The sequence below is a fragment of the Xanthomonas sp. LMG 12460 genome, assembly GCF_009192895.1.
GTDB lineage: Bacteria > Pseudomonadota > Gammaproteobacteria > Xanthomonadales > Xanthomonadaceae > Xanthomonas_A > Xanthomonas_A sontii.
In genome coordinates, this window is record NZ_NKUH01000043.1 from 45,276 (window position 1) to 64,269 (window position 18,994).

The following is an 18,994-nucleotide window of genomic DNA, read 5'->3' on the forward strand; positions in this document are numbered from 1 at the left end:
ATCAGGACGCTTTTACCAATCCCGACTCCCCACTCCCGAATCCCCGCTTACGGCAGCGTCAGCGCGATCGGGTTGGCCTTCATGCTGGCGCTGATCGCCGGGAACGGATCCACGCCGGACATGGTGATGACGTCGTTGATCGACACCACGTCGCAGTTGATGGTGCTGTCGTTGACGCACATGTAGGCGGCCGCGCCGTTGCCGGGTTCGTACACCGCCTTCCACACGTAGTCCGGGATCTGCACGTGGTCGGCGCCGATGCTGCTGCGCGTGCCGCTGTCGAAGGCCGGGCCGGTGACCACGTAGACCTCGCCGCGCTGCTTGGCCAGCTGACGCACCTGCTCTTCGATCCGCGCCCACTCGCCGGTGTTGAGCTTGTGGTCCTGCGGGACCACGTTGGCCATCGAGAAGGTTTCCTTCTCCGAGTTGGTGGTCGAGGCATCGCCGGCCGGGGTCATGTGGCCGCGGTCGAAGCCGGAGTTGGTGTAGTCCGAGGTGTGCGAGCGGTCGGCGGCCGGGATGCCGGTCTCGTCGTGGAAGGAGCCGACGCGGCCGATCGATTCGGCGCCGGCGACCTGCTGGTCGGTGATGTGCTCGGCCGAGTACAGCGGACCCTTGGTCACGCCGGAGGCCATCAGCACGTATTCGGTATGGCAGACCTCGGTGGTGCGGCTGGTGATCGACGCGTCGAGCGTCGGCGCCTTGCCGCCGGCGTAGAGCGTGGGACAGCTGGTGGCGGCGCTTGCCGCCTGGGCGGCGAACAGCGCAAGCAGGGCAAGACAACCGCGCAGGGAGACGGACATTGCAGGAACCTCGGCTGGTCAGGGGAGGTGAAGAAACTGGCGAGATTCGATGTCTGTCGGGTGACCGCTGGATGTGCCGCAAATGGCAACTGCGCCGTGGGTCACGCTTGGCGGTAGACGCCGCGCGGCGACGGATCAATCGCATGCGATAAGCGTTCTCATTTACAATGCGCGACCGCCCTGTCCCGCACCGCGCCGACGTGATCAAGTCCTTGTTGTTCCAGCTGCACTGGCTGCTCGGCATCAGCGCCGGGCTGGTGCTGTCGGTGATGGGCCTGAGCGGTGCCACGCTCGCCTTCGAGGACGAGATCGTGCGCCTGGCCAATCCGCCGCTGGCCGCCATCGCCGCGCGTCATGCCGCCGGCGAGCAGCCGCTGCCGCTGGCCGAACTGGCGCGGCGCCTGGACCTGGAAGGGGCGCACCGCAGCAACCGCGTGTTGATCGATCCGACCGGCACGCGGCCGTCCGCGGTGCGCCTGCCCGGCCGCGACGGCGGCCGCCTGTACTTCGACCCCTACACCGGCGCGGTGCTGCCGGCGCCGCGCCTGGATGGGTTCTTCTCCTTCGTCGAAGACCTGCACCGGCGCCTGGCCGCCGGCGAGCGCGGCAAGGCGGTCACCGGGGTTTGCGCCTTCGTGCTGATCTTCTTCTGCCTGTCCGGCCTGTACCTGCGCTGGCCGCGGCGCTGGTGGAGCTGGCGCGCCTGGTGGGCGGTGGAGTGGAACCGGCAGGGGCGCAGCTTCCTGTGGAGCCTGCACTCGGTGATCGGCACCTGGTGCCTGCTGGTGTACCTGCTGATCGCCGCCACCGGGCTGTACTGGTCCTACGACTGGTACCGGCAGGGGCTGGTGGCGATGCTCGGCGGCGATGCCGCGCCCAAGGAGAAGGAGGGCGGCCGCGGCGGGAAGCCACCGGCGGTGGACTACGCGCGGCTGCAGGCGGCCCTCGCCACCGTGCCGGCCGCGCAGCGCGCCTACCTGGACCTGCGCCTGCCCGGCCGCAGCGGCCAGCCGATCGTGGCCCGCTACCTGCCGCCCGATCCGGCGCACGACCGCGCCTACGACAGCGTGGAGGTCGATCCGGCCAGCGGCCGCGTCCTGCGCCACCTGGAATATCGCCAGCAACCGCTGGGCCGGCGCCTGCTGACCAGCATGTTCGCGCTGCACAGCGGCAGCTTCTTCGGCCTGCCCGGGCGCGTGGCGATGCTGCTGGCGAGCCTGTGCATGTCGCTGTTCTTCGTCACCGGCTGGATGCTGTACCTGGACCGCCGGCGCAAGAAGCGCGCATTGCGCGCCGCGCGCCGCGCGCTGCCGGGGCTGGTCGGCGATGCCGCCGGCGCCTGGCTGGTGGGCTTTGCCAGCCAGAGCGGCCTGGCCGAGCGCCTGGCCTGGCAGACCGCCGCGCAATTGCAGGCCGCCGGGCTGGCGGTGGAGGTGCGTTCGCTGGCGCAGCTGGACCTGGCCCAGCTACGCGGCAGCCAGCGCGCGCTGTTCGTGGTCAGCACCTTCGGCGACGGCGAACCGCCGGACGCGGCGCGCGGCTTCGTGCGCCGCGTGCTGCGCCAGGCGCAGGCCCTGCCGGACCTGCGCTACGCCATGCTCGGCCTGGGCGATCGCCAGTACCCGCAGTTCTGCGGCTTCTCGCGGGAGGTGCAGCACTGGCTGGACGCGCAGGGCGCACAGGCGCTGTTCCCGCCACTGGAAGTGGACAACGCCGATCCGCAGGCACTGGCGCAGTGGCAATGGCAACTGTCCGCGCTCACCGGCGTGGCGGCGTCGGCGCCGGTGCTGCAGGCGCCGGAGCCGCTGGACTGGCGCCTGACCAATCGCGTCCTGCTCAATCCCGGCAGCGCCGGCGCGCCGGTGTGGCGTATCGACCTGGTGCCGCCGCCGCAGGCGCACTGGCATGCCGGCGACATCCTGGAAGTGCAGCCCTGCCATGCGGCCGACGCGATCCGCACCTGGCTCGCCGCACGAGCGCTGGACGCGGAACAGACGGTACAGGCCGATGGCCTGCGGCAGCCGCTGTGGCAGGCGCTGGCGTCACGCGCGCTGACGCCGCCAACGCCGGGCGACGACCTGCAGGCCTGGCTGGACGCGCTGCCGACCCTGCCGTTGCGCGAATACTCGATCGCTTCGGTGCCGGCCGACGGGCTGCTGCAACTGGTGGTGCGCCTGACCCTGCGCGACGACGGCCGCCCCGGCGTGGGCGCCGGCTGGCTGTGCCAGCATGCGCCGGTGGGCGCGGTGCTGCGCGCGCAGGTGCGCGCCAACCCCGGGTTCCGCCGGCATGGCGATGCGCCCATGCTGCTGATCGGCAACGGTACCGGTATCGCCGGACTGCGCAGCCTGCTGCGCGAGGCCGCGCAGGCCGGTGTGCAGGGGCACTGGCTGCTGTTCGGCGAACGCAATGTCGCGCACGATGCGCTGTTCGGCGACGAGCTGCGCGCCTGGCGCGACGCCGGCCATCTGCAGCGTCTGGATCTGCTGTTCTCGCGCGACCAGGCGCACAAGCGCTACGTGCAGGACGGGTTGCGCGAGTCTGCCGACGCGGTCCGCGACTGGGTGGCGCGTGGCGCCACCGTGTACGTCTGCGGCAGCCTCGCGGGCATGGCGCGCGGCGTGGATACGGCGTTGCGCGAGATCCTGGGCGAGGACACGCTCGATGCGCTCAGCGCGGATGGACGCTATCGACGCGATGTGTATTGAGGCGATGCGCCGATCGCAGTGCGATCCAGGGTCTTCTTGCGTGCCAGCCCCGATCGTCGCTGCGCATCATGGTGACGGGCAGAGGACGGCGGCAGCCATTTCAGCGAGCCACTGATCCGAGCGGAATGCGCGCGTGCAGCAACCGGGCGATGCGTCCGAGTGCCATGCGTCGGGACTGAAGTCCCTCCCACAACGGCCTTGTGGTCCCGCTTGTTGTGTGTCGGCGCGGCAGCAGACCGGCATCTGCCTCGCGTCGCCGCGCAATCCGCTTACCTGCAGTCGCCGCTACCGGTGGCGGCCGGTGCCTTGATCCGGTACAGGTCGCGCTTGCCGGCCTTCGGCGCGCGGGCGCTGCCGGACAGCAGCAGTTCGCTGGGCTTGGACGCATCCAGCACGGCGCCGGCGGTGTGGCCGTCGCTGCCGTTGAACGATAGCGACAGCGGCTGCGGATCCACGTAGCGGCCGCCGGCGCATTGCGCCAGCAGCACCTGGCTGCTCGTACCGCCATGGGCACGCGCGAACAGCAGCGCACGGCCGTCGCCCAGCCACGCCGCATCGGTCTCGTCGTCGGCGCTGTTGACCCCGGCCAACGCCTGCGGTGCTGCGAACGCCTGGCCCTCCTGGCGCGCCACGAACAGGTCCAGGCCACCGGCGCCGCCATGGCCGTCGCTGGCGAACAGCAGCCGCGTGCCGTCCAGCGACAGGGTCGGCGCACGCTCGTTGCCCGGCGAATTCACCGCCGCGCCCAGGTTCTGCGGCGCGCCGTAGCCGCCGTCGGCCAGTACCGGCGCGCGGTACAGGTCGCTGCCGCCATGGCCGCCGGGGCGATCCGAGGCGAAGTACAGCCAGCGCCCATCGGCGCTGAAGAACGGGTCGCTGTCCAGGCTCGGCGAGTTCACGGGCGCCGGCAGCGGTTGCGGGTCGCGCCAGCGGCCGTCGCGCAGCACGGCCTGCCACAGGTCGCCGCCGCCGGGCCCGCCGGCGCGGTCGGGACTGGCCCAGACGATGCGCTGGCCGTCGGGCGCGACGCTGGCGCGGGTCTCGTCGGCGGCGGTCGATACCACGCCCATGCCCTCGATGCCGAATTCGGAAAGCGCGAACGCACACGGCGCGCAGAGTAAACTCGCGGCCAGCGCGAGCGGCAGGACAGGGGTCCGCATGTGGGAGTCCATGGAATGTCGCCGCCAGTCTAAAACAACCAACGAGCGCTCCATGCCCAACTCCCGTTTTGCCGTGTTCGGCCATCCCGTCGCCCATTCGCTGTCGCCGCACATCCATGCCGCCTTCGCCAAGCAGACCGGCATCGCCCTGCAGTACGAGGCGATCGACGTCCAGGCCGACGGGTTCGCCGCGGCGCTGGCCGCCTTCGCCGCCGCCGGCGGTGTCGGCGCCAACGTGACCCTGCCGCTGAAGGAAGCCGCGTTCGCCCTCAGCGTGGTGCACAGCGCACGCGCCCAGTCGGCCGGTGCGGTCAACACCCTCAGCTTCCGCGACGGCCAGTGGCATGGCGACAACACCGACGGCGCCGGCCTGGTGCGCGACCTGACCGGCCGCAACGGCCTGGACCTGCGTGGCCGCCGTGCGCTGCTGCTTGGCGCCGGCGGCGCCGCGCGCGGCGTGGCGCCGGCGCTGCTGGAGGCCGGCGTACAGCAACTGGTGGTGGTCAACCGCGCGCCGGAACGCGCCGACGCGCTGGTCGATGCGCTGGGCGAGCCGGCGCGCGCGATCTCGCGCTACTGGGAAGACCTGCGCGAGCTGGGCGATTTCGAGCTGATCGTCAATGCCACCACCATCGGCCGCGACCCGGCCGCCAGCTTCACCCTGCCGCTGTCGCTGATCAACAGCATGACCCTGGCGGTGGACCTGAACTACGGCGAGGTGGCGATCGCGTTCCTGGCCTGGGCGCGTGCGGCGCACTGCCGCGACACCGTGGACGGCCTGGGCATGCTGGTGGAACAGGCCGCCGAGAGCTTCGAGGCCTGGCACGGCGTGCGCCCGGACACCGACCCGGTGTACGCCGCGCTGCGCGAGCGTGATGCCGTGCTGGTCAGCGCCGACTGAAACACTTCGCCTCCACCCTCTATCCGGGAATAAACGCATGGACGAATCATTGATGCTGCAGGTGCTGACGCGACTGCTCACGCAGTTGCCGCTCGCGCTGGTCTATGTGGTCGGACTGGCGCTGCTGTTCACGCGCCGTCCTGGCCGTGCGCGCACCTTGGGAATCTGCGGGCTGGCGGTCCTGCTGCTGGCCCTGGGCTTGGGGCTGGCGTTGTGGTTCGTGCCGATGTGGTTGATTTCCCAAGGCCATAGTTACTCGTCGATCTCGAGCTTGTTGGGCATCGTCAACGGCGCGGTCGCCTTGATCTTCGCGGTGGGCATGCTGCTGGTGGTGCTGGCGTTGCGCTTCGCCATGCCGCCGCGCGTCGCAAACCCGCGCTGATGGCGTCGCGGCGACCCGCGTCCAGGGAGATCGTGCTGCGAGCACTGCAGGGACGCCCGGGTCGCGCCTATGGCGCGGTCCTGGTCGGCGCCGATCGCCCCGTTCGCTGCCCATCAAGAGGAGGTCCTGCGTGGACTCTGTCGCCGTGAACTATCTCTTGCTCACCGCGCTGTTCCAGTTCCCGATCCTGGCGATGTCTGCGGTCGGGCTGGGGTTGCTGGCCACGCGCGGCCCTGGCCGGCCGCGTACCCTCGGCTTGTGGGGGTTGGGAGTGCTGGTGCTGGCCGTGGTACTGACGACGGGCATGTCGTTGTTGCCGGCGTGGCTGATGTCGCGCGCGGCGAACGCGACCGAATCCAACCTGTGGATGGTCACGTCGGAGGCGATCGTCGCGCTGCTGACGGCAGTGAGCGCGCTGTTGCTGGTGCTGGCGTTGTGGTTCGCCCTGCCGGCGCGGCGGGCGCCATCGCAGTGAAGAACAAGGGCGTGCGTCGTCCAGGGAGGCGAGGATGTTGGCGATGAGCGTGCACCCGGTGCTGGACATGAGCGTGCTGACCGGCGGGCTCGGCCTGCTGGCGCGGCTGTTGCTGCCGCTGATCGCGTTGCTGCTGCTCCCGCGGCTGGCGCCGGGCCGCGCACGCACGCTGGCGCGGCTCGGGCTGACGGTGCTGCTGATGGGCGCGATCCTGCCACGCCTGTTGAACGCGGTGCTGGGCTGGGTGGAACTGATGACGCCCCAGTTCCGCGGCACCCATCCGGACGCCTATGCGCTGGTGCATCTGCTGGACGATGCGCTGTACGTGGCTGGGCTGGCTCTGCTGCTGCGCGCGCTGTGGCTGGCGCTGCCGCGCAAGGCCGCGCCGCCGCAGCCGTAACGCGGCGCGCAGCGCCGTTCATTTCCCGCGTTTCAGTCCTTGCGACGGGACGTGAGAAAATGCCGGGATGACCGATTCCGCTTCGCCGTCGACGCCGCCCGCGTCCGGCCCCTCCCCGCGTCAGCTCACCGAACCGGTCAAGCTGGCCATCCGCGATGCCTACGCCAAGCTGCAGGCCAATACGCCGGGCTTCCGCGTGCGCCGTGCGCAGAGCCAGATGATCGGCGTGGTCTCGCGCGCGCTGGGCACCTCCGGCGGCGTCGGCGTGGCCGAGGCGCCCACCGGCGTCGGCAAGAGCCTGGGCTATCTGACCGCCGGCGTGCCGATCGCCCTGGCGAGCAAGAAGAAACTGGTGATCAGCACCGGCACGGTGGCGCTGCAGTCGCAGCTGGTCGAGCGCGACATCCCGGCCTTCCTCAAGGCCACCGGGCTGGAGGCCACGGTGGCGCTGGCCAAGGGCCGCACCCGTTACCTGTGCACGCGCAACGTCGCCGAGCTGCATGGCGAGGCCGCGCAGGACAGCATGTTCGAGGACGAGGCGCCGCTGTACGACCGCCCATTGAGCCCGGCCGAGGCCGAGCAGGCGCGGGCGCTGGCCAAGGCCTACGCCGACCGGACCTGGAACGGCGACCTGGATGCGGCGCCGGAACCGGTGCCGCCGTCGCTGCGCGCGCGCATCACCACCAATGCGGCCGGCTGCGCCGGGCGCCGCTGTTCGTTCGCGGTGCAGTGCCCGGTGCTGAAGGCGCGCAGCGAGGTGCGCGATGCGCAGATCGTGGTCACCAACCACGCCCTGCTGCTGTCGGCGCTGTCGCTGGGCGACAGCGACAACGGCCAGCCGCTGATCGCGCCGCCGTCGGACATGCTGCTGGTGCTCGACGAGGGCCACCACATCGCCGGCGTCGCCATCGACCAGGGCGCGGCGAACCTGCCGCTGGACGAGATGGCGCGGCGCACCGGCCGCCTGCAGGCGCTGGTCGGCGCCGCCTACCGGCTCGCCGACAAGGATCGCATCGGCAACCAGTTGCCCAACGAGGCGGTCGAACTCGCCGCGCGGGTGGCCAAGGGCCTGAAGGCATTCCGCGCCGAGATCGAACGGGTGTGGGTGCCGGAGCCGGGCCAGGACGAACCGATGTGGCGCGCGCCCAACGGCCGCCTGCCCGAGGACTGGAAGCCGCTGATCGATGCGCAGGCGCAGGACACCGGGGCGCTGCTGAACTGGGTGCAGGCCGCACACCAGATGGCGGCCAAGTCCAAGCAGGAGGATGCGGCCAAGGAACGCCTGCAGCGCAACCTGGGCATGGCCCTGGAGATGGTCGAGCAGCAGTACGCGCTGTGGCTGGGCTGGCGCCGCGAGGACCAGGACGGGCAGCCGCCGATGGCGCGCTGGATCACCGCCTCGCGCGATGCCGATCTGATCTGCCATTGCTCGCCGGTGTCGGCCGCGCAGGTGCTGCGCTCGCTGCTGTGGAGCGAAGTGGATGCGGCGGTGCTGACCTCGGCCACGCTCACCGGCGGCGGCGACTTCCAGGCGCTGGCGATCGACAACGGCCTGCCCGCGCATGCGGAGATGGTGTCGCTGTCCTCGCCGTTCGATCTGCCCAACCAGGCCGAGCTGATCGTGCCGGCGTTCCCGGTGGCGCCGGACGACCGCGAGGGCCATCCGCGCGAAGTGGCACGCTACCTGGTGCGCGAACTGGACTGGGGCAAGGGCTCGATCGTGCTGTTCACCTCGCGCTGGAAGATGCTCAAGGTGGCCGACCTGCTGCCGCTCGCGCAGCGCAACCGCGTGCTGGTGCAGGGCGAGGGCTCCAAGTCGCAGATGATCGGCGAGCACATGCGCCGCATCGGCGCCGGCGAAGGCTCGGTGCTGTTCGGCCTCAATTCCTTCGGCGAAGGCCTGGACCTGCCGGGCGAGGCCTGCACCACCGTGGTCATCACCCAGGTGCCGTTCGCGGTGCCGACCGATCCGCAGACCGCCACGCTTGGCGAATGGTTCGAGAGCCGCGGCCTCAACGCCTTCAACCTGATCGCGGTGCCGCACGCGCTGCGCACCCTGACCCAGTTCGCCGGCCGCCTGATCCGCACCGCCGACGACCACGGCCGCGTGATCATTCTCGATTCGCGGCTGCTGACCAAGCGCTACGGCAAGCGCATCATCGACGCGCTGCCGCCGTTCAAGCGGGTGATCGGCTAGCCGCTGCAAACGCGACGGCGATGGCCGCGTGCCTGTCGCCGAGTACGCGGGCCACCGCGTGTCACGACGCGCTGCGTGCGGCGTCGTCGCAATCGGAATTGTCTACCGCACCGTCCATGGAGATGCAGTTGCGCGCTTGACGGCTTTTAGCCGGCACGCGATAAAACATCACGCGCTAGGAACGCATGCAGCGCCGCTCAGGGGATGGCAATGGCGGACGGATTCTTCAGGGAAGAAGTGTTTCGAGCGCGCCGCGAGGGCTGGCTCGGCGCTGTGCGCCTGGACGCGCCGCGCTTCGGTTGGGCTTACTTCTGGGTGGGCATCGCGCTGCTCGTCATCGTGCTGGCGCTGCTGTGCATCGGCAGCTATACACGACGCGAAGCGGTCAACGGCACGCTGGTTCCCGATCGCGGACTGCTGACCCTGACGCCCTCCGCGTCCGGGCGTGTCGTGCGTACGTTCGCCAAGGAAGGCGCAAACGTCCGCGCGGGCCAACCGCTGGTTGAGATCTCCGGCGAACAGGACAGCGCATCGCTCGGCGATACGCAGGCATCGGTGATCGCGCAGTTGCGCCTCAAGCGCGAGCGCTTGCGTTCCGACATCGAGGAACAGCGCAGCCTCTCGCAAGCGCAGGATCGTGACCTGCGTACGCGCATCGCGTTGCTGAAGAGTCAGATCGCCAGTACCGAAGAACAGGTCGTTCTGCAGCGGCAACGCGCCGAAAGCGCCGCTCGCCTGTATGAGCAATGGTCCAGTCCCGGCAATCGCGGGGTGCTGACCAAGGTGCAGCTGCTGCAGCAGCAGGATGTGGCGATTCAGAATCAGGCGCAGCTCAAGGATCTGCAGAAGCATTCGCTGGAGTTGCGGCAGCAACAATCGCAGTTGCAGACACAGTTGGAACAGCTTCCGGCAACGCTGATCGGAAAGAACAACGAGATCGATCGGCAACTGGCGGACGTGGCGCAGTCGATCTCGGAGAGCGAGGCTCGCCGCGCGGTGATCCTGCGCGCGCCATCGGACGGGATCGTCGGCAATCTGCTGGTGTATCCGGGACAACCTGTCGCCGCGCAGCAGCCGTTGATGACGCTGTTGCCGCGGGATACGCGTCTACGCGCCGAGCTGTGGGTGTCGTCGCGGGCCGTCGGGTTCGTCAGTCCAGGCGATCGGGTGGTCTTGCGCTATCAGGCATTCCCGTATCAGAAGTTCGGACGCCACGCCGGCCGCGTCGCGGAGATTTCGCGCAGTGCGATGAGTTCGGGCGATCTGACCCGGTTGCTGGGTCAGGACATCAAGGAGCAGCGTTATCGGGTGATCGTCGAACTGGGTAGCCAGAATGTCGTGGCGTATGGACGCCAGGAGCCTCTGCGTCCCGGAATGGCGCTGGATGCGGACATCCTGCTCGAACGCAGGCACCTGATCGAGTGGATGTTCGAGCCGGTCTACGAGCTGGCCTCCGGCATGCGCGACACCCCTTCGAACGAGCGCGGATCATGAGCCGGTCCTGGTCGTCCTGGAGGGCACCGTTCGCGACGCGCATCGTACCGATCATGCAGACGGAAGGAGCGGAATGCGGCCTGGCCTGCCTGGCGATGGTCGCGGGATTCCATGGCCAGAACGTAGACCTGCCCAGCTTGCGTCGACGCTTCAGCATCTCGTTGCAGGGCGCACGCCTCGAACGCCTGATGCAAATCGCACGCGCGATCGGTTTCGAGGTCAGGCCGATGCGCGCTGAACTCGACTACTTGGCCGCCGTTGGCGGGCCCTGCATCCTGCATTGGGATCTGAGCCATTTCGTGGTCCTGGAGCGCGTGACGCGCGGCGTCGCGGTGATCCACGATCCTGCGCGCGGCCTGCTGCGACTGCCTTTGGCGGAGGTGGGCAAGCACTTCACCGGGGTGTTGCTGGAACTGGTGCCGAGTCCGAGCTTCGAGAAGGCGGCGGCGCCGCAACCGGTGTCCTTGCGTGCACTGACCGGCAGGATCGGCGGACTGCGTCGGGCACTCGTGCAGGTCTTCGCACTGGCGCTGGCGATCGAGATGCTGGTGCTCTTGATGCCGTTCCAGATGCAATGGTTGATCGACCATGTCCTGATCTCCGCGGACATGCCGTTGCTCAAGATCCTGGCGATCGGATTCCTGATCGCGGTACTCGCCCAGACGGCGCTAATGCTGGCGCGCAGCTGGGTGGTCAGCTGGCTGGGCGCCTCGCTCAACAGCCAATGGATCAACAACCTGTTTGGCCACCTGATGCGCTTGCCGCTGGACTATTTCGAAAAGCGGCACATGGGCGACGTGCTGTCGCGGTTCGGATCGCTGAAGTCGATTCAGACGACGCTGACCGGAAGCTTCGTCGAAGCGGTACTCAACGGCATGACCGGCATGTTGGCGCTGGTGGTGCTGTTCTTCTACAGCGCCAAGCTCGCCGGCGTGGTATTGGCGGCATTCGCCTGCTATTTGCTTCTGCGCGTTGCGATGTATCGCGTGCAGTTCGGTATCACCCGCGATCAATTGTTCCATACGGCGCGCCAGCAGAGCGAGTTGATGGAGTCGGTCCGTGGCATCCAGGCGATCAAGCTGGCCAACAAGCAGGGCCTGCGCCAAAGCCGACTTTTCGCGGCGACCGTCCAGGCCGCCAATCTGGATATGCAGTCGCAGCGCATCGGCCTGGCGTTCACGGCGTTGAATAGCGGTGTCTTCGGAATCCAGCGCGTCCTGTTGATCAGTATCGGCGGCTACATGGCGCTGCAGGACGCGCTGTCGGCGGGCATGCTGGTGGCGTTTCTCAGCTATGCGGATCTGTTCACCAGCCGGGCGGGCAGCCTGGTCGACAAGTGTATCGAGTTCCGCATGCTACGGCTGCATGCCGAGCGCATTGCCGATATCGCCATGAGCGACCCCGAGCCGCATGCATTGGGACACTACAGCGGGCCCGAGCTCGCGCCGGAGATCGAGTTCAAGGGCGTCAGCTTCCGTTATTCCGACGATGATCCCTGGGTGCTGCGCAACTTCGATCTCAAGGTCTGCGCCGGCGAGTCGGTGGCCATCGTTGGACCGAGCGGCTGCGGGAAGTCCACCTTGGCCAAGCTTCTGTTGGGCCTGCTTGCGCCAACCGAAGGGCAGATCGAAGTGAGTGGCGTGGAGATCCGACGGCTCGGGTTGGAAACCTATCGCGGCATGGTCAGTGCGGTGATGCAGGACGACCAGCTTTTCGCCGGTTCCCTGGCCGACAACATCGCGTTCTTCGACCCTGACGCCAGCCTGCAGCGAATCGTGGCAGCCGCCAAGTTGGCGGCCATCCACGACGACATCGTGCGCATGCCGATGGGGTACGAATCGCTGGTGGGCGACATGGGGTCGATCCTGTCGGGTGGGCAAAGGCAGAGGGTGATTCTGGCGCGCGCGCTGTATCGGCAGCCGAAGATCCTGGTGCTGGATGAGGCCACCAGCCATCTGGATCGGCAGCGCGACGAGATCGTCAATGCGCACATCAAGGCGCTGAGCATGACGCGCGTGCTGATCGCGCATCGCGAGGACACCATCGCCTCGGCCGACCGCAAGGTCGTGCTGGGGGCGGAGCGGAATCAAGGCGCGCGACCTGGCGCCGAAAGACTTGACGCGTCGCGAAGCGTCGAGAAGCTCGCTGGCATCGTCGCCGGCGAATAACCATGCTGTCTTTCAAGGAGAGTGGAATGGAAACTGTCGTGAACACGGAAAATTCGCGTCCCGTTGCACAGCGTTTCGCGCGTGAAATGACCCAGGAAGAAGTCAGTGCGATCTCTTGCGGTGGCGGTCAGGACACCCTGATCATCATCATCGTCGAAGCCGTGGACACCGAGACGATCATCATCTTCAGCTAATCGGGCGGCGCATGGCGGTGCTGCAGCGCCGCCATGCATCTGGCGAGGATGCACAACGGGTCCAGACGATGCAGGAAGACGCAAAGAACATATTGATCGTGGCACCGCAGCACGATACCCATGCGGCGACCATCGCCGCCATGATTGGAGCGGCAGGACACAGGGTGGACCTGTTCGACAGCAGTGCCTGGCCGAGCGGTCTAGGCGGGTCGATGCTGTGCGATACGCACGGCGCCCGCTTCGTGCGCGACGGGTCGCCGCTGCGCTACGACACTGCGTGGTGCCGGCGCTTGCTGTTCAAAAAGCCGGCACCTGCGGGTGTGCACGAGCAGGATGTGGGATTCATTCGTTCCGAGGGAATGCTGTTCGACCTCGGTGCACTGGCGGTGATGGGAAGCGGCGTCGGCGTGCAGCGCTGGATCAATGCACCGATGCAGGCGTTGATGGCGGACCAGAAGGCGTTGCAGCTCGCCATCGCCGCGTCCAGTGGCCTGCGCATCCCGCGGACGCTGATCAGCCACCGCGCGGAAGACATTCGCCACTTTCGCGATCGCGAACCGGAGGGCGTGGTCGTCAAGCCCTTCAACGTCGGCGCTTGGTCCGAAAATGCCGGCTACAGCGTGTCGTATGCGACGCGCATCCGTATCGAAGAACCCCTGGCCGATGGCGATGTCAGCGCGTGCCCGACCAACTATCAGGAGGTGGTGCGCCACCGCGGCGATGTGCGCATCGTCTGCCTCCAGGGGGAGTACGTGGCGGTCAAGATGACGCACGCGCTGGAAGGCGAGATCGACTATCGCGCCGTGCGACACAAGACTGCGATCACCTACGCTGAAACGGCGCTTCCCGATGGGCTTCTGGCCAAGCTCGAGCGCCTGCGGCAGACGCTGGCCATCGACTTTTTTTGCGCCGATTTCCTGGTGCCGGCGGACGGAGGGGAGCTGGTCTTCATCGAACTCAATCCTGGCGGCCAGTTCCTGTATCTGGATCAGAGGCTCGCGCAACTGGATATCGCACGCAGGTTCTGCGCTTTGCTGGTGCATGGTGCAACCGCACGTTATCAAGAATTCGAGAGACCAATGGCGGCCGTGCCATCCACCCAAGCCCCCACACGGGCATCCACTCCATCCGAAGCGAATTCCCTATGCGAATGATGATGTGCCTGATCACCACGGCCACCCTGCTTGCGATCGCTGGCGGAAGTTTTGCCCGTCCTCAACAGGAGCAACCGATGGCCCATTCCGTCGAGGTCGAGGGTGTCAACGCCGACTACCGGCAACAGCTCCTGCAGTTGGCTCAGGCCGATCAGCAGATCCGCGCAGATGTCTTGAAGGACTATACGCCGCAGCAGTTGCAGAACGATCCCGGCAGCGCCCGCGCGCTCGCGTTGAAGATCCATGCCTCGCAACAACAGAACCAGCAGGCACTCTCCGCGCTGATGGCCAAGTACGGTTTTCCGGATACGGCGGTCGCCGGCAGTGACGGCGCACACGCGGGATTTCTGGTGGCCCAGCATGCCGCGGACCGGACGTTCCGCGACGCGTTCCTGACAGGTATCCAGGCTGCCGCCGAGAAGGGACGCTACAGCAAGGAGGACCTTGCGCTGTACGTGGATCGAAATCGAGTCCTGAGCGGGCAGCCACAACTCTACGGGACCCAGCACAAGGCCGATGGCAGTCTGTTCGACGTCGAGCAACCCGAACGCCTGCAGCAGCGCCGAGCCGAGATGGGGTTGCCGCCTGACGTTGCCGCACACTGAGGCGACGGGGGCGTCGCGGTCCGGGCATCTGGCCCTTCTACGAGCATCCGGTGGGACGAGCTCGATCGCAGCGGCGGGCTCGTCCACGCACAAGGGGGCAGCACGGAACTCCTGCGCGCGGTTCGGGGTCTGGAGACTGTGTGGCCGCGCGCAAGTCAGCGTCGAGGCAGGCTGCCGCGGAAGCGCCTGAGCGCAGATGGCCCTGCGAATTGCGGGTTGGCATGACCGCCGGCTATTGTGTGACTTGGTTTGAGCTGTAGGCGTGATGCCCGTCGATAATCCTCTGTCTCGCGGGCGGCGATCTGTGTTGTCGAGTCCAGACCGGGGACAGGTCGTGCGCGCTGGTCTAGTATCGCGGGCGACAGGGGGAATCATGATGCGAATCGCCAGACAGTGGGCGTTCGGAGCGGCGTTGTGCGTGCTGACCGGCATCGCCGTGGCGCAGCCGTCGGGCGCACCGACAGAAGACGCAGCAGCGGCAGCGCCGGCCAATCCGGCCTATCGCACGCAACTGCTGCAGTTGATCAGCGACGACGCGCAGGCCCGCGCCGATCTCAAGCGCGACTATTCGCCGCAGCGGCTGCAGCACGACACCGTCTCGTTGCGCGCGTATGCGCGCGAGGTGCGAACGGCGCAGAAGCAAAGCCAGGAGCGCCTGACCGATCTGATCCGGCGCCAGGGCTTTCCCGATGCGCAGGCGGTCGGCGCCGACACGGCGCACGCGGTGTTCCTGATCGCCCAGCGCATCACCGAGTCGGCGTTCCGCGCCGACTTCCAGCGCGGCATCGATGCGGCCGTGCAGCGCGCCGCCTACAGCCAAGCCGATCAGGCCCTGTTCGCCGATCGCAGCCGCGCGCTGAGCGCCAAGCGCTAGCGTCCGCCGTCGCGGCGCTACGCGCGGTGCATCGCGCCGCGGTGCGCTTGCGGCCGCATCGCCAGGCATCGCCGCTGCCGCTGGCACGCGCGCGCGTCTACATTTTGCGGTCGATCTGCGGCTGCATCGTCGTCGAGTGACGCAGCGACGACGCTGCAGCTGCAACGGATTGCGCGCTCTACCAATGGTCGCGATCACAGTGCGCGGATGCGATTGGCCGCGTCGATGGCATCGATCGCAAGGAACGAATGTTCTGCGCGCCGGACTGCCGCCATGCTGCAGCTCCCTTCACACGAGCCGACGCCATGCGCCCTGGATCCCTGTTGTTGCTTGTCCTGTTGTCGCCTTCCCTGATCCTGTCGGCCAGCGCCGCGCAGTCCACGCTCACCCGCGACAATGGCGCGCCGGTGGGCGACAACCAGAACTCGCAGACCGCCGGCCCCAACGGCCCGACGTTGCTGCAGGACGTGCAACTGATCCAGAAGCTGCAGCGCTTCGATCGCGAGCGCATCCCAGAGCGCGTGGTGCACGCGCGCGGCACCGGCGTGCATGGCGAGTTCACCGCCACCGCCGACATCTCCGAGCTGAGCAAGGCCAAGGTGTTCGCGCCGGGCACGACGACGCCGGTGTTCGTGCGCTTCTCCTCGGTGGTGCACGGCAACCATTCGCCGGAGACGCTGCGCGATCCGCACGGTTTCGCCACCAAGTTCTACACCAGCGAAGGCAACTGGGACCTGGTCGGCAACAACTTCCCGACCTTCTTCATCCGCGACGCGATCAAGTTCCCGGACATGGTGCATGCGTTCAAGCCGGACCCGCGCACCAACCTCGATGACGATGCGCGCCGCTTCGACTTCTTCTCGCACGTGCCCGAGGCGACCCGCACCCTGACCCTGCTGTACTCCAACGAAGGCACGCCGGCCGGCTACCGCTTCATGGACGGCAACGGCGTGCATGCCTACAAGCTGGTCAACACGCAGGGCCAGGTGCACTACGTCAAGTTCCACTGGAAGAGCCTGCAGGGCCTCAAGAACCTGGATCCGCAGCAGGTGGTGGCGGTGCAGGGCAAGGACTACAGCCACCTGACCAACGACTTGGTCGGCGCGATCAAGCGCGGCGACTATCCGAAGTGGGACCTGTACATCCAGGTGCTCGCGCCCGAGGACCTGGCCAAGTTCGACTTCGATCCGCTGGATGCCACCAAGATCTGGCCGGGCGTGCCCGAGCGCAAGATCGGGCAGATGGTGCTGAACAGGAACGTGGACAATTTCTTCCAGGAGACCGAGCAGGTGGCGATGGCGCCGGCCAACCTGGTACCGGGCATCGAGCCGTCGGAAGACCGCCTGTTGCAGGGGCGCATCTTCTCCTACGCCGACACGCAGCTGTACCGCGTCGGCACCAACGGCCTGAGCCTGCCGGTGAACCGACCGCGCGTGGCGGTCAACAACGGCAACCAGGACGGCGCGATGAATGCCGGCAGCACCAGCAGCGGCGTGAACTACGAGCCGAGCCGTCTCAGCCCGCGGCCGCAGGATCCGAACGCGCGCTACAGCCAGTTGCCGCTGTCCGGCACCACCCAGCAGGCCAGGATCACGCGCGAGCAGAACTTCAAGCAGGCCGGCGAACTGTTCCGCAGCTACAGCAAGAAGGAACAGCAGGACCTGATCCAGAGCTTCGGCGAATCGCTGGCCGGCACCGACGACGAGAGCAAGCACCTCATGCTGTCGTTCCTGTACAAGGCCGACCCGGCCTACGGCAGCGGCGTGGCGCGGGTGGCCAAGGGCGACCTGGCGCGGGTCAAGCAACTGGCCGCGCAGCTGCAGGATTGATCCGTCCCACGCGCGGCCCGGCGGCGGTATCGCCGCGCCGCGCACTTTCTTGCGGAGACTCCCCATGCGTCGTGTTGTCCTCTTCCTTCTTGGCCTCGCGGTCAGCGCCACGGCGGCCGCTGCACTGGCCGCGCCGCCCGCGCCCGATCCGGCGGCAGTGCAGGCGCAATTGCGCAGCTACTTCTTCGATGCCGCGCGGCAGGGCCGCCAGGACATGCTGGCCGAGTTCATCCGCGCCCATTACGACCTCGATACGCGCGACGACAAGGGCTACACCGCGCTGATCCTGGCCGCCTACCATGGCCAGCAGGCGGCGGTGGAGCAGTTGCTGCGCGCCGGGGCCGACCCCTGCGCGCAGGACAAGCGCGGCAACACCGCGCTGATGGGCGCGATCTTCAAGGGCGAGTTGAGCATCGCCAAGCGGCTGATGCAGGCCGATTGCGCGCCGGACCAGCGCAACAACGCCGGACAGACCGCGGCGATGTACGCGGCGCTGTTCCAGCGCACCGAAGTGCTGAAGGACCTCGCCGCCAAGGGCGCCGACCTGCAGGCCAGGGATGCGCAAGGCAACGACGTGGCCAAGCTGCAGCGCGGCGAGTTCGCGACCGCACCGGCACGCTGAGCGGTCCCGCCCCGCCCCGCCTCCGGGCGGAGGCCGGGCACGGCGATCGCACGGCGCGTGGATCGCGGGCCCCGGATCGGCGAAAATGCCCGGGTGGCCGGTTCCTCCGGCCCGCCGCGGCCCGTGCCGCTGCCGTTCCCGCTTCGGCGGGCGGTGGCGCCGCAGGGCTGCGTGCTGCCCTGTCGGCATCGTGCCGGCGCTCTGCCGCGGCCCGCCGTCGCCCATCCCGGATCTGTCTTGAACGCCACTGCCCCCGTTTCGCCCGACGACCTGCCCCAGGCCGAGCGCCTGCGCATCGCCCTGGACCTGCTCGAGACCATCGCCGCCGACCGGCGCGTGCTCGATACCCTGCCCGAAGCCGAGCGGGTGCGCCTGCTGCAGGTGGTCGCCCAGGTGTTCAACCCCGAGCCCAAGGCGCGGCGCAAGCTGCTCAAGGAGCAGGCGCGCGAGCGCCACCAGGAGAAGGTGCGCAAGGCCGAGGCACTGCTGGCGCAGACCGGCATCCGCGCGCTGCGGCGCAAACCGGTGTTCAGCACGCCCAACTATTTTCCGCCGCACACCCCGGAAGCGCTGACCCATGCGCAGGCCGTGGCCGAGGCGCCGGCGGTGCATTCGCCCGAGTTGCGCCACTGCTACGTGTGCAAGCAGAAGTACACCGAGCTGCACCACTTCTACGACCAGATGTGCCCGCCCTGCGCCGAGCTGAACTACTTCAAGCGCACCGAGACCGCGGACCTGCGCGGGCGCGTGGCGCTGCTCACCGGCGGCCGGGTCAAGATCGGCTACCAGGCCGGGCTCAAGCTGCTGCGTGCGGGTGCGGAGCTGATCGTGACCACGCGCTTCCCGCGCGACTCGGCCGCGCGCTACGCGGAAGAGCCGGATTTCGCCGAGTGGGGCCACCGCCTGCAGGTGTACGGGCTGGACCTGCGCCACACGCCCAGCGTCGAGGCGTTCTGCAGCGAGCTGCTGGCGACCCGCACGCGCCTGGATTTCATCGTCAACAACGCCTGCCAGACCGTGCGCCGGCC

At 68.3% G+C, this 18,994-nt stretch carries 17 protein-coding genes; 15 read left to right on the forward strand and 2 right to left on the reverse strand.

The annotated features are described in order from the left end of the window. Positions 1-47: 47 nt before the first annotated feature. Complete coding sequence (locus tag CEK66_RS10080; RefSeq protein WP_017909707.1) at positions 48-803, reverse strand: DNA/RNA non-specific endonuclease; 756 nt, start codon at positions 801-803, stop codon at positions 48-50. A 200-nt stretch (positions 804-1,003) separates the two neighbouring features. Here CEK66_RS10080 and CEK66_RS10085 point away from each other — a divergent pair, with 200 nt between their 5' ends. Beyond that, positions 1,004-3,511 (forward strand): sulfite reductase flavoprotein subunit alpha, encoded by a 2,508-nt coding sequence (locus tag CEK66_RS10085; protein ID WP_152236840.1) that lies wholly within the window; start codon positions 1,004-1,006, stop codon positions 3,509-3,511. Positions 3,512-3,780: 269 nt separating this feature from the next. Here the strand turns inward: CEK66_RS10085 and CEK66_RS10090 are convergent, their stop codons facing one another. Then, complete coding sequence (locus tag CEK66_RS10090; RefSeq protein WP_152236825.1) at positions 3,781-4,671, reverse strand: PD40 domain-containing protein; 891 nt, start codon at positions 4,669-4,671, stop codon at positions 3,781-3,783. A 52-nt stretch (positions 4,672-4,723) separates the two neighbouring features. On the opposite strand from CEK66_RS10090, the gene aroE reads away from it, so the two are divergent. The 14 genes from aroE to CEK66_RS10155 all read left to right on the forward strand — a co-directional run. Then, entirely contained in the window at positions 4,724-5,572 is an 849-nt protein-coding gene (gene aroE / locus CEK66_RS10095) for a shikimate dehydrogenase (protein WP_152236826.1), read from the forward strand. 52 nt (positions 5,573-5,624) lie between these two features. Next, positions 5,625-5,954 carry a hypothetical protein gene (locus CEK66_RS10100; RefSeq protein ID WP_226978565.1) on the forward strand — a complete coding sequence of 110 codons (330 nt, stop codon included), beginning with the start codon at positions 5,625-5,627 and terminating at the stop codon, positions 5,952-5,954. A gap of 130 nt (positions 5,955-6,084) precedes the next feature. Next, the gene (locus CEK66_RS10105; RefSeq protein WP_226978566.1) at positions 6,085-6,429 is read left to right on the forward strand and encodes a hypothetical protein; all 345 of its coding nucleotides are present in this window, start codon (positions 6,085-6,087) and stop codon (positions 6,427-6,429) included. Positions 6,430-6,472: 43 nt separating this feature from the next. Further along, positions 6,473-6,829, forward strand: a complete 357-nt coding sequence (locus CEK66_RS10110; protein ID WP_152236828.1) for a hypothetical protein — start codon at positions 6,473-6,475, stop codon at positions 6,827-6,829. A 67-nt stretch (positions 6,830-6,896) separates the two neighbouring features. After that, complete coding sequence (gene dinG, locus CEK66_RS10115) at positions 6,897-9,026, forward strand: ATP-dependent DNA helicase DinG (protein WP_152236829.1); 2,130 nt, start codon at positions 6,897-6,899, stop codon at positions 9,024-9,026. A 210-nt stretch (positions 9,027-9,236) separates the two neighbouring features. Then, complete coding sequence (locus CEK66_RS10120) at positions 9,237-10,520, forward strand: HlyD family efflux transporter periplasmic adaptor subunit (RefSeq protein WP_152236830.1); 1,284 nt, start codon at positions 9,237-9,239, stop codon at positions 10,518-10,520. Then, positions 10,517-12,688 (forward strand): peptidase domain-containing ABC transporter, encoded by a 2,172-nt coding sequence (locus tag CEK66_RS10125; protein ID WP_152236831.1) that lies wholly within the window; start codon positions 10,517-10,519, stop codon positions 12,686-12,688. The genes CEK66_RS10120 and CEK66_RS10125 overlap by 4 nt, the downstream gene beginning before the upstream one ends. A 26-nt stretch (positions 12,689-12,714) precedes the next feature. Further along, entirely contained in the window at positions 12,715-12,882 is a 168-nt protein-coding gene (locus CEK66_RS20355; RefSeq protein ID WP_157835383.1) for a hypothetical protein, read from the forward strand. Between the two features lie 11 nt (positions 12,883-12,893). Beyond that, positions 12,894-14,036: a hypothetical protein gene (locus CEK66_RS10130; protein ID WP_152236832.1), complete on the forward strand. Its 1,143-nt coding sequence runs from the start codon at positions 12,894-12,896 to the stop codon at positions 14,034-14,036. A gap of 77 nt (positions 14,037-14,113) precedes the next feature. After that, positions 14,114-14,641, forward strand: a complete 528-nt coding sequence (locus CEK66_RS10135; RefSeq protein ID WP_106405187.1) for a DUF6624 domain-containing protein — start codon at positions 14,114-14,116, stop codon at positions 14,639-14,641. A 376-nt stretch (positions 14,642-15,017) separates the two neighbouring features. Next, complete coding sequence (locus CEK66_RS10140; RefSeq protein ID WP_226978567.1) at positions 15,018-15,515, forward strand: hypothetical protein; 498 nt, start codon at positions 15,018-15,020, stop codon at positions 15,513-15,515. A gap of 305 nt (positions 15,516-15,820) precedes the next feature. Then, on the forward strand, positions 15,821-17,344 hold the full coding sequence (gene katB, locus CEK66_RS10145; protein ID WP_152236833.1) for a catalase KatB: 1,524 nt from the start codon (positions 15,821-15,823) through the stop codon (positions 17,342-17,344). Between the two features lie 64 nt (positions 17,345-17,408). Then, on the forward strand, positions 17,409-17,966 hold the full coding sequence (locus CEK66_RS10150) for an ankyrin repeat domain-containing protein (protein ID WP_152236834.1): 558 nt from the start codon (positions 17,409-17,411) through the stop codon (positions 17,964-17,966). Between the two features lie 237 nt (positions 17,967-18,203). Continuing rightward, positions 18,204-18,994, forward strand: a 791-nt coding sequence (locus CEK66_RS10155) for an SDR family NAD(P)-dependent oxidoreductase (protein WP_152236835.1), incomplete at its 3' end; no start/stop codon positions are given.

Coding starts and splice junctions, on each gene's coding strand:
- CEK66_RS10080 (WP_017909707.1), bottom strand. CDS start 803: ATGTCCGTCTCCCTGCGCGGTTGTCTTGCCCTGCTTGCGCTGTTCGCC.
- CEK66_RS10090 (WP_152236825.1), bottom strand. CDS start 4,671: ATGCGGACCCCTGTCCTGCCGCTCGCGCTGGCCGCGAGTTTACTCTGC.
- aroE (WP_152236826.1), top strand. CDS start 4,724: ATGCCCAACTCCCGTTTTGCCGTGTTCGGCCATCCCGTCGCCCATTCG.
- CEK66_RS10100 (WP_226978565.1), top strand. CDS start 5,625: ATGCTGCAGGTGCTGACGCGACTGCTCACGCAGTTGCCGCTCGCGCTG.
- CEK66_RS10110 (WP_152236828.1), top strand. CDS start 6,473: ATGAGCGTGCACCCGGTGCTGGACATGAGCGTGCTGACCGGCGGGCTC.
- dinG (WP_152236829.1), top strand. CDS start 6,897: ATGACCGATTCCGCTTCGCCGTCGACGCCGCCCGCGTCCGGCCCCTCC.
- CEK66_RS10120 (WP_152236830.1), top strand. CDS start 9,237: ATGGCGGACGGATTCTTCAGGGAAGAAGTGTTTCGAGCGCGCCGCGAG.
- CEK66_RS10125 (WP_152236831.1), top strand. CDS start 10,517: ATGAGCCGGTCCTGGTCGTCCTGGAGGGCACCGTTCGCGACGCGCATC.
- CEK66_RS20355 (WP_157835383.1), top strand. CDS start 12,715: ATGGAAACTGTCGTGAACACGGAAAATTCGCGTCCCGTTGCACAGCGT.
- CEK66_RS10130 (WP_152236832.1), top strand. CDS start 12,894: ATGGCGGTGCTGCAGCGCCGCCATGCATCTGGCGAGGATGCACAACGG.
- CEK66_RS10135 (WP_106405187.1), top strand. CDS start 14,114: ATGGCCCATTCCGTCGAGGTCGAGGGTGTCAACGCCGACTACCGGCAA.
- CEK66_RS10140 (WP_226978567.1), top strand. CDS start 15,018: ATGCGAATCGCCAGACAGTGGGCGTTCGGAGCGGCGTTGTGCGTGCTG.
- katB (WP_152236833.1), top strand. CDS start 15,821: ATGCGCCCTGGATCCCTGTTGTTGCTTGTCCTGTTGTCGCCTTCCCTG.
- CEK66_RS10150 (WP_152236834.1), top strand. CDS start 17,409: ATGCGTCGTGTTGTCCTCTTCCTTCTTGGCCTCGCGGTCAGCGCCACG.